This is a genomic window from Mucilaginibacter psychrotolerans, from assembly GCF_004519315.1.
Taxonomy (GTDB): domain Bacteria; phylum Bacteroidota; class Bacteroidia; order Sphingobacteriales; family Sphingobacteriaceae; genus Mucilaginibacter; species Mucilaginibacter psychrotolerans.
The window spans coordinates 180,939-194,940 of record NZ_SOZE01000004.1; the positions used below are offsets into that span (position 1 = coordinate 180,939).

The window sequence follows — 14,002 nt, forward strand, 5'->3', positions numbered from 1 at the left end:
TTAATCAAATTTATTAAAGGTTTTCGCCTTTTTCGCCAATCCTTCGGTTAATAATTGTTTTATATCGGTAATACGGTGTTCCCAGGTGTTATTGGCGGCAATATTTATACGTTGCGCCACTTTTTCAATAGTCTGAGGATCAACCAAAGCCGTGTTCAATGCGTCTGTAAATTCTTCGGCTGTGCTGCAATAGGGTACAAGCCCGCCGGTGAAATTGTGCAGGTCGTCGTTAAAATCTGTAGATACCACGGGTTTACCCGCCCCAAGATACTCGAATAACTTGAGCGGGAATATGTTGTTGCTCACCTCGTCTTTTTTGAACGGGATAACGCATACTTCGAAGCCCTTGAGCACGGCCGGCATCTGTTCGTAAGCTACGGGTCCGGGTAGGTGAAGGTTAGGCGCGCTAAAATCGCCATCGCGTACGTAGCCCGCATCTACCGGGCCAACAAATACGAAACTTTTATCGGGATTGGCGGCAATTACCTTTTTTATCAGCGCGTAGTCTATCCTGCGTTCTATGGCGCCAAAATAACCTACTATCGGTTTCTTAATACCATTAAGAATATCAGCAACAGGCAGATCTGCATCCAATGCTTTTTGGCTATGGGTAAGGTTTGCTGCATTAGGCACGAAGTAGGAGTTGCGGTTAAGGAATGATTTTTTGTTGCGTAACTCGCGGCTCGTACTGATGATCATATCCACACTTTTAGCCAGTATTTCCTCATTATGTACGCCGTGTTTTAACTGATATGCCTCTATTATAGGGTCTACGCAATGGTAAACGCTGAGCGCCGGTTGAGGCGATAAAGCCTTATGCAATTGCGGGTACGAAAAATTGTAAGAGTTGATGTAGATATAGTCGGTAATACCTAACTGCTTAAAAACTTTATTCAGGCGCGATGATACCATCCATTCGTTGAACTTTACAGCCATGCGATATCCCTTACCCTCGGGCAACATATTGATTGAAGGCACGGGTGGGCAAATGATGATCTTGAAATTCGGCAGGTCGCTCTGGATGAAGCTGTTTGTGGCCGAGAAGAAATGGGGCTTGCGCAGTTGGTAGGCTTTGGTATCCTTAGCGTTGAAATAATCTTTCCAGGTGAAGGGCCTGTCTACAAAATACACATAATTATCCCTGGCCAGTAACCGCGCCATAATATACGGTGTCGACTCCAGCTTGTTATCAAACTGCATCTGCGAAAAAACAACGATATGTTTGCCGGTTATGCTCACGTTGTTTTTGGCTTGTTTTTGTGGAATAGGTTGGTTTTCATCTCCTTAAGCTGGTCAATGCCCAGGCTAAACAGATCGTTCAGGCTAAAATCAAGGTGTTTTTTCAAGGTAAAATAGCCGAATAGTACGCCGGTATAATAGGTAAACAATGATGCGATGGCCACTCCATACAGGTTATGAAAAATAGCAATGCCTGCAAAATCGCCTATTACGTTTACGATCAGCATTAGGAATACCTTGGCCATGTTGAGATGCGGCTTGTTCAGGATATCCAGCGTGATACCAAAAAACCTATCAATAGGCATAATGATTACATAGCACATAAAAATCCGGAAGATATTAAAGGCATCCGTATTGGCAAATTTGTCGCCAAAAAGCAGGTGTATCACCAGGCCGCCCAATATACAGCCACCTACGGCTACCGGCAAAAGTAGAACGGTTAAGAGCCCGCCATAGCGTTTCATTATTTGGGCTACAGCCGCTTTATCATTCCGCTGAGCGGCGGTAGACAGTTCTGGCAAAGCAGTAGATACGAAACTGCGCATCGGTATTTCAAAAATCTCCATCAAACGCTGTGGGATGTAATAAATGCCCACCAGCGCGGTAGGGAACATCATTTTAATAATAAACGTATCTGAACTGCGCAATAGGGTAGAGCCAAGCGATGTACCTACGCTGTATTTGCCAAAATTGGCCAGCTCTTTCATAGAAGCTACCGTTTTGTGTTTTATGGTATGAAGGTGCGACCAGCCTTTGGATATCGTAACAGCACTTGTAATTATATTGGTACCCAGATAGCTATATATTACCGTTTCGAAACTAACATGCTTGAGGTATATCGAAATCAATACAAATATCAAAAATCCTCCCTGGTTAAGTATCTGCAAAAAGAACAAACGATCAAAACGTTCTTCAGCCTGTAAAATCCAGCCGGCAACAGCAGAGGGCAGGGTGGTCATGTAAATTATACCAAACCACTTTAGGGTGTCTTCCAAATCGGTGTTGTTGCTTTTAACTACCAGGTATAAGATCAGATCGATAAAGGCAAGGCTGAAGGTAAGTATAAAGCCAACCACCCAGGCAGAGCCCGCCACGTTGTTTGCCCTATCACGCGCGGCACCTGAGTAAAACTTCACCAGCGATGTTTGCAGGAAGCCCGTGCGGAACATATCTGCAAGCAGAAACGTTTGCAAGAAGAAGATGTAGTTACCAAAATCGCGCGGGGCCAGCTTGCGCGCAAGAAGCGATAATACCAGCATGCCAATCACAGGCATTGCCGCGCTGTTGGCTAAGTTTATCGTATGTTTATTGATAATCTTTTTTAAAAACGACATACAGGATGATGAGCGTTAAACTTTTTCCCAGGTTCCATTTCCAAAGTTATACTTTTTTATCACTTTAGCGGGGTTCCCCACAGCTACGCTATATTCGGGTATATCTTTTGTTACTACGCTGCCCGCGCCAATTACGGCGTGCTTGCCAATAGTTACCCCAGCGGTTATCACACTGTTGGCACCAATCCAAACATCATCCATTACGGTTATTTGCCTGGTAATCACCTTTTGCGTGCGTGGCGGTGTATGAATATCCTCGTAGCCATGGTTGAGGCCCGATAATACAACGTTCTGTGCCATCATTACGTAGTTGCCCAGTGTTACCGGGCCAATAATGGTATTAGATAAACCCACGCCTACGTGGTGGCCTATCAGTACATCGCCAACGCCGTTGTTTATGGCTGCAAAATCTTCTACTATGCTGTATTCGCCAAGGGTGAAATTATTAAACGGAAACACATCCATGCGGGTATAGCGGCCAACTATGGCATGCCGGCTACGCTTATGGTAAAACGGATTTACAAACAGCCGTGTCCATAAACGGGGGCGCGAGTGGTTTGACCTTACCAAAAGCCAGTGCACAAATTTTTTTATACGGGGGTGAGATTTGATTACCGAAAGTAACGACATCTATAAAAATTAATTATGCTTCAATTATGCAATGCGAACATCGCCCTTTGCTTTACGCTCTGCTATATCCAACCGCATGGTTACGTTGAGCAACGCGGCTGCTAAATAAAACAAAATATTCGACGGGTATTGCACTACTGCCTGCTGCGGGTAGTTGCCAATATTATAAATAAACAGCACCAACACCATGGCCAGGCAGTAAACTTTCAACTCGGGGTTCTTAATCAGGAAGTAATAGTTGATCCCCGTGTATAAAATTACAAACATTAACGTACAAAACAATAGCAGCCCTATCCAGCCCATTTCTACTGCAACGCGCACGTAACCGCTATCGGGCGGGAATTTGGCCAGCATAGAGTTTGGCGCAAACCTGCGCCCCCAAATACCTACCGAGCCAAGCCCGCCACCAATAGGGTGCGATAGGATATACGGTTTTATTTTATGCTGGTTTTCTGCGCGTACATTAAATGAAGCATCGGCTGAGGGATTGAAGGCCGATTGGAAGCGTTTGATTGTGGCGTTGGATGTTGGCATAAATATAACCACCACCAGCATAAACCCTGCCGTGAGTACCGAGAAAAGTATTTTGCGGTTGAATTTAAGTATAGCCAATAGTGCTAAAGCACCCGGCAGCAGCACATATGCGCCCCTAGTGCCGCTGTACAGCATGGTAAGCAGGTAAAATGGTATCAAACACCCCAGTATTATTTTTTTTGTTTTGCTGATATCGAGCATAAAAAAGCAAATACACATGGCAGATGCCACAACCATATTGTAGGAAAAAGTAACCGGATCGGGGAAAATTGCCACTTTACGCAAATGCCCGTTGATGAAAAGGAAACTTAGCCTGAGCGGGTCTGCGGCGTACCAGGCTTTCTCAAAACCAAACAAGCCGATGTTCTCTTGCTGAAAACCCGACATGGCCGCCAACAGGCACAGGAAAAGCCACAACTTGATCAAAAAACGTACATACTCGATGCTCTGTATCTGGTAAAGGAAAACAAAATACATCAGCATAATAAAACCAACCGTGCGCACCGTGTACACCCAGGCCAGGATAGAGGGCGAAGCCGGGTTTACAGCCTCCAGGAAATTATAACCGAGCCAGGTGAGCACCAGGTAAGTGATCGGGTTTTTGAAGTAATCCCAGCTGTCATCGTATTTCTTCTTTACAAAAAAGCCGAAGATGAGCAGGTAAGTAATAGCATCAAGCAAAACGCCGGTAGGTTGATCGCTGGGGAAGATAGACGACAAGTAACTAAGCAAGAAGGATACCACCATCAGCGCGGCAATACCGAATTTTGGATAGGCAATAATGCCGTAAACAACGGGCAGGCCAACAACAATGGCCAAAATGCCTGCGGCGCCCATAATGCCCGCTTTAGCAACTACCACGCTTACAAACACAGCAGCAGGCAGCATTAGTATTATCATTCGCGTGGTTGATAAGTTATTAAGCTGCAGCTTATTGCGTAGGTAGGCTTTCAAGCCAGTATTTCTCAATTGTTTATCAAACATACGCAGGGCCCTGTTTTATGCCAGGATCAATATTTTAACGGCCCACACAAAAACCCCGGCAAATACAAAAGCTATCGCAACTTTGCGCGTTTTGTTTTCGAGTGGGGTAAGGCCTGCATATGGGTCGGCCTTTGTTCTGTTATTTGGCGTTATTTTCATATCAGGGAAATAGAGTTTGTAAAAAACTAAAGTGTAGCACCGCCGCTAGTCTTCGGGGATACTGGCCTTGTTCAATACCCAGCCCGCAAACTTTCCGTTCATGGCACGCAAAAATTCCAAATTGGCTTTTTGTGTTTTTTTGATGCCTTTGTTAGCTTCAAAAACCCCTATTACCTTGTTGGCAAACAACATCCACTCTTTTGATTTATTCATATTGGTTAACGCCGGCGTTTCTATGATGATGATATCATACTTGGTTTTCAACTCGTTGAAACGGCTGCGGATGAAATTCTCGTCGCTCACCTCCAACAGGGTTACATCTCCGCCATGGTTGCCCAATACTGTAGTAGCACCAGAGAATCCCTCATAATTATCGGGATTATTTTTAAAATAATCTTCGATGTATAAACGGGGCTGTGCCGTAGCGGTAATAGTTGGGTTGGTAAAGTTACCATCTATCAACAACACTTTTTTGTTGATCATGGCGTAGGAGTAAGATAAGGCAATGGCCAGCACCGTTTTGCCCTCGTGGTTGTCCAGACTGGTTATAGCCAGTACTTTTTCCCCTTTCAATTCCTGGTCTATCTCAAACCTTAACGACCTGATAAGCTCTTTAAAGAGCTTCATCTTTTCGCGGTGCTCTACGTCCCAAAGCTTCCTCAGATCCAGCGTGCCGCCGGTAACAGTATTGAGGTACCCAAGCGACGGCAGGTGGGTGCGAATAACCAGTTCGGCAGGTTGTTTGATGGTTTCATCCAAAAAGTACAGCACGAATAAAAACACCACGCAAACTACAAACATCCCAACACCGCTTATAATAATCAACAGCATTTTTTTTGATGGCTCGGCGGCATCGGGCGTGGCGTAATCTACCTGCCTTAGTTTTATAGAGAAGGTTGATTTTAAGTTGGTCTCGTTGTACTTGGTTAGTACTTCCAGGTATTCTTTGCTGGCAATATCAAGCTCGAAATTGTATGTTTTTACGGTAGCATCAAACGGTACCAGGCGGTTGAAACGTGCATTAAGATCGTTAAGCGATTTGTCTATGGCTAATATGCTGTATTTGGCCAGATCGCGCGTTACTTCTAACGAGAGTTTTTGTGCAACAAGCGCATCCTTACCTGTTAATGGATTCGTAAGATACTTATCCGAAGTAAGGTTTAACTGTTGTGTAAGCTGCCTGGTTAGCGAATCTATCTGTACTTTGTATTGCGGCGCAAAATTACTGCGCACGTACAAATCTGTAAGTTGATGCAATTGATCCTGCGTGCCCACAGCAGCGGTGTTGTATTTATTAAGTGTAGCTTCTATGTAGCCGCGATCCTTAGGGTCAAATTTGTTATCAATATTCGCTAAGGCACCGTTGTAGCTTGCTACATCCTTTTGAGCCTGCTGTTTGCGGTCGCCGTAGGCAACTATCTGGTCGTAAATAGCTTTTGATTGCTCTTCCAGGTTCAGTACCCCGTTCCTGATCTTATAATCCTGCAGCTGGGCTGTTTTTTTGTTCAGCGCATCGCGTTTCTCTATAAGCAATTTTGCCAGAAAGGTAACCGCGTCTGTTTCGTTTTGCTTGATGGTGTGGGTATAGTAGCTAATAAATTCGCGGCAGAGCACGTTTACCACAAAGGCAGAAAGCTGCGGGTTTGGCGATTCATAACCAACGGTAATAAAGTCGCTATCCTCATCGCGGTTAATTTGTATGTCTTCGCGCAAACTGCGTTCATCGTACTTCATCGTTCGCAACAAATCGTTAAGCCCGTTCTCGTCCTTATTGTAAAAGTCCATGGCCTCCATGCGCTTGAATTTGCCCGAAAACAATTCTATCGCATGTTTTTTAGCCCCGGCGTTCATGCTGAGGAACAGCTTGCTGTAAGGTTTGAATGGGGTAGGGCTGGTAAGATCGTGCAGGATGAGTTGGTACGACACCTGGTTAACGAGCTTCTTTAGCTTCATTATCTCGATAAGGTTGCTGAAGCTTTGGTTTATCTGCTGTGCCTGCGCCGCGCTATTGGTTTCCTTATCCAGCAAATGGCGCGATTCGTCTATAATACCGGTAGCTATCTGTGAAGTAGATACGTATTTATCAGCCAGATTTTTTACCAGGAAATAGGAGATAATAATAGCAACAAGCGGAACAATTATCAGCAGGTTTTTATGTTTCCATAAAACTTTCAGAAAATTAGCAAACTCCATTTTTTATTTAACCTCTTCTAATTTAACGCCCAAAACCTCCTCAAGGTTGGTTTTTGCGGTTAACATTGACAACTCTGCTGTCACTTTAAATCCCCCCTGTTGGTAAAGGCTTGTAAGTGCCTCGTTATATACCTGGAATGTTGTTTCACCTTTTTGAAAGGAGTACTTCAATTGCTTTACCGCAGCCTGGCCATCTACAATAGCGCCAGATCGCAAACGCAAGTCGGCCTGGGCTGCAAGGTATTGGAAGTACAGGCGTTTTACAGTGGCCTCCAATGTTAAGTTATACTCCTGCTGCTGAAACTCAGCTACCCTCACTGCCTCTTTTGCCCCGCGCGATGCAAACGGTTTAGCCAGAAACTGACCAATATTTATCGATACGCTTAGCTGGTAGCCATTAAAAATTGTTGGCTGTATTAAATTGAGCGAACTTTTTGGGCTGTATATGTAAGATGCCGTAAATGCATCCAACCACGAAACATTGGCCTGATGATAAGCGGCCCTGGCCAGGTTTACCTGCGCCTGGCGTAATTTTATTTCGGGGTAGTTCTTTTTTGCTGTAGCAATTAGTTTTTCTAAGTACGGGTAGGAGATATCGGGTATTAATGATTCCTGCGCACGCAAGCCCTGCGTAGTTAATAAGGCCAGCAATAAAAGGCCATATAGTTTGAATCTGACAGACATATGAATTAAACTTTCTCTTTTTGAAACATAGCAGGCACTGTACCCAGGATGATTTTAACATCCAGCCAAAACGAGTACTTCTGCGCATAAAAATTATCCAGTTTCTTTCGTTCGCGTTCGCTCATATCTTCCTTGCCGCGTTTGCTTATCTGCCAAAGGCCCGTTAAGCCCGCCGGGCCCAAAAAGCGCATCGACCACTCGTTGGAGGTGAGCATTTCGGCTTCATAAACAGGTAAAGGTCTGTTACCTACTACCGACATGTCGCCCCTTAGTATGTTGAACAACTGTGGCAATTCATCTAAACTACTGTTACGTAGGAAATTGCCCAGTTTGGTAACGCGTGGGTCATTCTTTATTTTTACGAAGGCCGATTTAGTAGTGCCCGTTTCTTCGGCAGCGTACTGGTTGTTGGTAACCGCCATTTGCGCCAATAGTTGGTCTGCATCAGTACGCATCGAGCGGAATTTATAAAAATCGAATATTTTATAACCGGTGCCAACACGTTTGCTTTTGTAAAATATGGGGCCTTTAGAATCGAACTTAATAGCAATGGCCACAATAAGCATGACCGGCGAGAGACCGATAAGCATGGAGATGGAGATAAACAAATCCAAAAAACGTTTGCCCGGTGGCATTTTATACGTGGTATCCACTTCCTTGGATAGCTCGAGCAGCCTTGGTTTTATCAGTTTGAACCTCACTAAAAAGTTGAGGCGTTCGCGCAAATCAGATGTGGAGAAGGGGTAGGTGTAAAAATCATGCAGCTTAAGCTTCATAGCCCGCTGTACCAATTTTTTATCGGTACGGGTAGATAGCATTACGATGATAAGACCGTTCATTAGAAAGTTATCCCGCAGTTTTTCTACCAGTTCAAAGCATTTCTCATCCTTATCTACCTCTACCAAAATAATTTCGGGTATGGTGAGGATAGACTGATCGCCCAGGTAATCATCCAGGTCTTTCAGTGTATCGTTGAATACAATGCGGAAACTATCGCCAAGGTCTTTAGCGATGAGGTCCTTCAGTTCAAGCCCTGCATAGGCTATCCTGATTTGCGAACCCGAATTTTCGTTCCAATCAGTTGCTGTCTGACGCGTCATAAACTTGTAGGGCTTGGTTAATGGCTGTTTTTAAGGTTGTTGGATTGAAAGGCTTGTGGATATAGGCTTCTACTTTAAAGGGCATATTAGCCACCTGCTCTTCCAGGTCGTGCGCTGCCGATAGCATGATAACCGGTATATTGCGGTAAAAGCCGCTTATCTTTACGTTTTTGATGAAGGATTGGCCGTCGAAGTACGGCATCTGCAAGTCAGATATGATCAGTTTAGGTAGGTTGCCGTCTTCAAGCCAGCTAAAAGCCTCTATACCATTGTTTTTAACAACTATTTCGTAATCTTTGCTTAATATGAAGTTGAGCAGCTTTAATATACTCAAATCGTCATCAACAATTAATAGTGTTTTCTTCATGCCGATAGTGTGGTGTTTCTGCTATAAATATGGTGCTTTTAAATCAAAAAACGGCAAAAAAAATATCTTAAAAACGAATTTCAGGTAATTAAATTCATTCTCAAATATTTGTAAAACTGGCCGATACACTAATTACCCTACAGGGTATTTTTTTTAAAAGTAGAGTAATTAATTTGGAAGTGTGCCCGTGCTTTACCGTTAATTCTCAAAATGTTGACAAATAATGCCGATGTGGAATACTTAATGCAATAACTTAGCCAGTATTTATTTTAGGCTATTATGCATTTGCAACCTACGCAAAAATACTTCATCGGAATTGATTTGGGTACAGGAAGTACCAAAGCTGTGGCGGTGGATGAGGCTGGCAAAACCCTTTGCACAGCGCAGCAGCATTACACCGCTTATAGCCCCGAGCCGGGCGTAAGCGAGCAGGATGCCATACAGGTATGGGATGCATTTCTGCTATGTATCAATAATATAACCGGCCAGATGGGTACAGCGCCAGCGGCGGTAAGCTTCAGCGCGGCCATGCACAGCATTATGCCGGTTGACGGCAACGGGCACCCCTTAGCCAAAGCCATGCTTTGGGCAGATACACGCAGTGGCGATATTGCCAGGGCGATTAGGGATAGTGTCGATGGTGGGATAATTTACCGCAATACGGGTACTGCAATCTACGCTATGTCGCCACTGAGCAAATTGATATGGCTGTGCCAAAACCAGCCTGCTCTATTTGCAGCGGCGCATAAGTTTATCTCTATTAAAGAATATATATGGTACCGGCTTTTCGGTGTTTTTGAGGTAGATTATTCCATCGCTTCGGCTACAGGCTTGCTGGATATAATACATTTAGACTGGTATGATGCCTCGCTAAGCCTTGCAGGGATAGAGCGCGACCGCTTGTCGCAGCCCGTAAGCACCGGGCATATGCGTTTTACAGCCACCGCGCAGGGTTTGGCGCTGGGTGTAGATGCACAAACCGCCTTTGTTATTGGTTCCAGCGATGGCTGTTGCGCCAATTTGGGCGGCAATGCCGTGCGCCCCGGTGTAGCGGCGCTTACCATAGGTACCAGCGGTGCGGTTAGGGTAGGGAGTACCCAACCCGTGTATAATTATCAAGCCATGACGTTCAATTACCTGCTCAACGCCGAAACATTTATCTGCGGCGGAGCGGTGAACAACGGCGGTGCGGCTGTCGACTGGCTTATTAAAAGTTTTTTAAAATTAAGCATTACCGACCAGAATTATGCGATGTTATTCGATAAGATAGATGCTGTAAATGCCGGGAGCGATGGACTCATCTTTTTACCTTACTTGTACGCCGAACGCGCCCCGGTTTGGGATGCCAAAAGCTCAGCCGCGTTTTTGGGTATCAATATTAAGCATCAGCAGCAACACTTTATGCGCGCCGCATTGGAGGGTATCTGCTTTGCCCTTTACGATGTTTTGAACGCTGTTGAAGCATCGTCCGCTGAGCCGGTGAAAGAAATAGTAGTGAGCGGCGGCTTTATCAATTCGCCGGTATGGGTGCAGATATTGGCCGATATTACGGGCAAGAAATTGGTATTGCTGCAAGGCGGCGACTCATCTGCTATGGGCGCCATTTACCTGGCTATGCAGGCACTGGGGTTGGATGTACAGGCTATATTGGATACCGAAACCGCCAACAGCGCCACGGTTGAGCCCAATGTACAAAGGCATCATACCTATGGGCGGATATTCCCCATCTATAAAAAACTTTACAGCGATTTAAAGGATAGCATGCGGCTGATGCGCGATCTTAATTTATAAGATCATCACCCCGGGCTTATTTACCAACGGCAGCTTGATGAAGTTACCATCTACAATGCTCTCCGGCAGGAAGATAAATTTCTTATCGAAAATATCCGTGCCGATATAAAAGCTGAGCCAGTACTCGTTACTGAGGCCAAAGGTTGCCTCGTCTATCGGTTCAATCAGTTTAAACGACTGCGCAGGTATCAATGGGAATGCATGGCGCAAAATAGAAGTTTTCACCTGCTCGCCATTTTTTTCGCCGTAGCCTTTAGAGGTAATCAGCACGGTCTCCAACGGTACGTCTTTCTTATTGATGAGGTAAACGTACCATATTTTGCTCTCGGGCGTTTCGCTCTCGAGGGCCACGGCAATGCCAATATCTTTGACTACGTTTTGGGGGAGGTCTTTAATCATTTGTTAAAGTTAGAAATGTTATAAGGGTTAAAAAAGTTAAAAAGGCACAAACTTCTTTAACCTTTATAACTCTTTTAACCCTCACAACTAACTATTATTTTTTCTTCGCTACCGCTTTCTTAGCCGGGGCTTTCTTTTTAGCAGGCGCTGCTTTTGCCGCTGGTGCCGCTCTGGCCTTGCCGAAACGCCCTTTTTTGGCATCTTTAGGCATCGCATCGGCCAGGGCTTTACACTGTTCGAAAGTAAGCGTAAGCGGATCTGTAATGTCTTTGGGTATCTTAACGTTCAGCTTGCCAAATTCAATATAGGGGCCCCAGCGACCGTTTAATACTTTTACAGTTTCATCTTCGGGGAAGGATTTGATCAGACGTTCGGCATCTTTTTTTCGCTTGGCCTCAATCAGTTCAATGGCCTGTTCTTCGGTAACATCCAGCGGGTCTATCTCTTTCGGCAACGATACGAACGCGCTGTTGTGGCTGATGTATGGCCCGAAACGGCCTATAGCTACCTTCATGGGTTTGCCTTCAAATTCGCCAACTACCTTAGGTAACTTGAATAATTCGAGTGCTTCCTCCAGCGATATGGTTTCGATACTTTGCCCCGTACGCAAGCTTGCGTACAGCGGTTTCTCTTCGTTTTCTTCGGTAGCGCTTTCGCCCACCTGTACAAACGGACCGTAGCGGCCTATACGTACCGACATTTTTTTGCCGCTCTCGGGGTGTACGCCCAATTCGCGCTCGCCGGTGGCTTTGTCGGCAGTTTCTATAGTACTTTGTACGTCTTTATGAAAAGGGTCGTAAAACGTGCGGATCATTTTGGTCCAGTCCTGCAGGCCCTGCGCAATCTCGTCAAACTGTTTCTCTACGCTGGCCGTAAAGTTAAAATCTACGATGCCCTGGAAATGCTGCACCAAAAAATCGTTCACCACTGCACCTATATCGGTAGGGAACAGCTTGCCGCGCTCGGCACCGGTGTTCTCGCTTTTCTCTTCTTTGGTAATGTTTTCGTTCTTCAGCGTAAGCACCCTGAAGTTGCGTACGCGGCCCTCGCGCTCTTCCTTTACCACGTAACCGCGGTTTTGTATGGTAGAGATAGTAGGGGCGTAGGTAGATGGACGGCCAATGCCAAGCTCTTCCAGCTTCTTCACCAAACTTGCCTCAGTATAGCGCGCAGGCGGGCGACTGAAACGTTCGGTAGCCGTCATTTCCTGCAAATCCAATAGTTGGCCTTTGGTTAATGGGGGCAGTATAGCATTTTCGCCATCGGCGGTTTGGTTATCTTCTTCATCGTCGTTGCTCTCCAGGTAAACCTTCAAAAAGCCGTCGAATTTCATCACCTCGCCATTGGCTGTGAGGTCTTCTTTACGGGTGGAGATGCCTATTTTGGCAACAGTTTTTTCAAACTGCGCTTCGCTCATCTGCGATGCGATAGCGCGTTTCCATATCAATTCGTAAAGGCGTTTCTCACCCGATTCGCCATTGATGGTATGGTTGTTAAAGTAGGTAGGGCGGATGGCTTCGTGAGCCTCCTGCGCGCTGGCATTTTTGGTTTTGTACTTGCGGCTCTGGTGGTATTTATCGCCCCAGGCCGATACGATCTCGCTGGCTGCTGCCGCGATTGCGGTGTCAGACAGGTTTACCGAATCGGTACGCATATAAGTGATATGCCCTGCTTCGTACAAGCGCTGTGCTACCTGCATGGTGCGTGCTACTGAATAGCCCAACTTGCGACTGGCTTCCTGCTGTAGGGTAGAGGTAGTAAAAGGCGCGGCAGGCGAACGCTTGGTTGGCCTGGTATCCAGCGATTTGATATCAAAGACAGCCTTTGCGCAATCCTGCAAAAACGTTTCGGCATCACCTTGTTGGGTAAAGCGCTCCGCCAGTTCTGCTTTAAAGGCATTTTTGCCCTTGCCGAATATGGCTACTATCTTAAAAGCTGCTTCTGATTTAAATTTATTTACCTCGCGTTCGCGGTCTACAATGAGGCGCACGGCAACAGATTGTACACGACCGGCAGACAGCGATGGTTTTACTTTTTTCCATAAAACGGGCGATAGCTCGAAACCCACTAATCGGTCTAAAACGCGGCGGGCCTGCTGGGCATTCACCAAATTGTAGTCGATTTTGCGCGGGTTATCTATGGCGCGTAAAATGGCTGGCTTGGTTATCTCGTGGAAAACAATGCGTTTGGTGGTGGCATCCTTAAGATTCAGGGTATCGAACAAGTGCCAGGAAATAGCTTCTCCCTCGCGGTCCTCATCGGACGCTAGCCACACCATGTCGGCTTCCTTGGCTAATTTCTTTAACTCGCTTACTACCTGCTTCTTATCGGCAGGTACTTCGTATCTTTGCTCGAAGTTGTTCTTGATATCGATGGCATCTTCAGACTTCACCAGGTCGCGAATGTGGCCATAGCTCGATTTTACGGTAAAGTCTTTCCCGAGGTATCCTTCGATGGTTTTGGCTTTCGCCGGAGATTCAACTATGAGTAAATTTTTAGCCATTTAACAGGGATGTTTTTGCAAAGAAAACATAAAATGCGGTAGAAACGCAAATTGTTTTTAGTTAAGGTTGGAAATGTTAGAAGGG

Annotated in this window: 12 protein-coding genes; 1 reads left to right on the forward strand and 11 read right to left on the reverse strand. The window is 45.5% G+C overall.

Annotated features, from left to right (window positions below; all coding sequences use genetic code 11):
* From E2R66_RS06380 to E2R66_RS06415, 9 genes are all read right to left on the reverse strand, one after another.
* The gene (locus E2R66_RS06380; RefSeq protein ID WP_204985873.1) at positions 1–1,239 is read right to left on the reverse strand and encodes a glycosyltransferase family protein; all 1,239 of its coding nucleotides are present in this window, start codon (positions 1,237–1,239) and stop codon (positions 1–3) included.
* A complete protein-coding gene (locus E2R66_RS06385; protein ID WP_133227709.1) occupies positions 1,236–2,573 on the reverse strand; it encodes a lipopolysaccharide biosynthesis protein in 1,338 nt (445 codons plus the stop codon). The genes E2R66_RS06380 and E2R66_RS06385 overlap by 4 nt, the downstream gene beginning before the upstream one ends.
* A gap of 15 nt (positions 2,574–2,588) precedes the next feature.
* Complete coding sequence (locus E2R66_RS29195; protein WP_133227707.1) at positions 2,589–3,203, reverse strand: acyltransferase; 615 nt, start codon at positions 3,201–3,203, stop codon at positions 2,589–2,591.
* Between the two features lie 24 nt (positions 3,204–3,227).
* Complete coding sequence (locus tag E2R66_RS06395; RefSeq protein WP_204985874.1) at positions 3,228–4,637, reverse strand: O-antigen ligase family protein; 1,410 nt, start codon at positions 4,635–4,637, stop codon at positions 3,228–3,230.
* 99 nt (positions 4,638–4,736) lie between these two features.
* Positions 4,737–4,880 (reverse strand): hypothetical protein, encoded by a 144-nt coding sequence (locus E2R66_RS28665; RefSeq protein ID WP_192901948.1) that lies wholly within the window; start codon positions 4,878–4,880, stop codon positions 4,737–4,739.
* A 45-nt stretch (positions 4,881–4,925) separates the two neighbouring features.
* Complete coding sequence (locus E2R66_RS06400) at positions 4,926–7,073, reverse strand: exopolysaccharide transport family protein (RefSeq protein WP_133227703.1); 2,148 nt, start codon at positions 7,071–7,073, stop codon at positions 4,926–4,928.
* 3 nt (positions 7,074–7,076) lie between these two features.
* A complete protein-coding gene (locus E2R66_RS06405; RefSeq protein ID WP_133227701.1) occupies positions 7,077–7,757 on the reverse strand; it encodes a TolC family protein in 681 nt (226 codons plus the stop codon).
* A 5-nt stretch (positions 7,758–7,762) separates the two neighbouring features.
* Positions 7,763–8,857: a sugar transferase gene (locus tag E2R66_RS06410; RefSeq protein ID WP_133227699.1), complete on the reverse strand. Its 1,095-nt coding sequence runs from the start codon at positions 8,855–8,857 to the stop codon at positions 7,763–7,765.
* Positions 8,835–9,224, reverse strand: a complete 390-nt coding sequence (locus E2R66_RS06415; protein ID WP_133227697.1) for a response regulator — start codon at positions 9,222–9,224, stop codon at positions 8,835–8,837. Before E2R66_RS06415 ends, E2R66_RS06410 begins: the two co-directional genes overlap by 23 nt.
* 279 nt (positions 9,225–9,503) lie before the next feature.
* Here E2R66_RS06415 and E2R66_RS06420 point away from each other — a divergent pair, with 279 nt between their 5' ends.
* The gene (locus E2R66_RS06420; protein WP_133227695.1) at positions 9,504–11,015 is read left to right on the forward strand and encodes a gluconokinase; all 1,512 of its coding nucleotides are present in this window, start codon (positions 9,504–9,506) and stop codon (positions 11,013–11,015) included.
* Here the strand turns inward: E2R66_RS06420 and E2R66_RS06425 are convergent.
* Positions 11,010–11,414, reverse strand: coding sequence for a hypothetical protein (locus tag E2R66_RS06425; protein WP_133227693.1), 405 nt, complete (start codon positions 11,412–11,414; stop codon positions 11,010–11,012). The genes E2R66_RS06420 and E2R66_RS06425 overlap by 6 nt on opposite strands.
* 94 nt (positions 11,415–11,508) lie before the next feature.
* Positions 11,509–13,917 (reverse strand): type I DNA topoisomerase, encoded by a 2,409-nt coding sequence (topA, locus tag E2R66_RS06430; protein ID WP_133227691.1) that lies wholly within the window; start codon positions 13,915–13,917, stop codon positions 11,509–11,511.
* Positions 13,918–14,002: the final 85 nt, after the last annotated feature.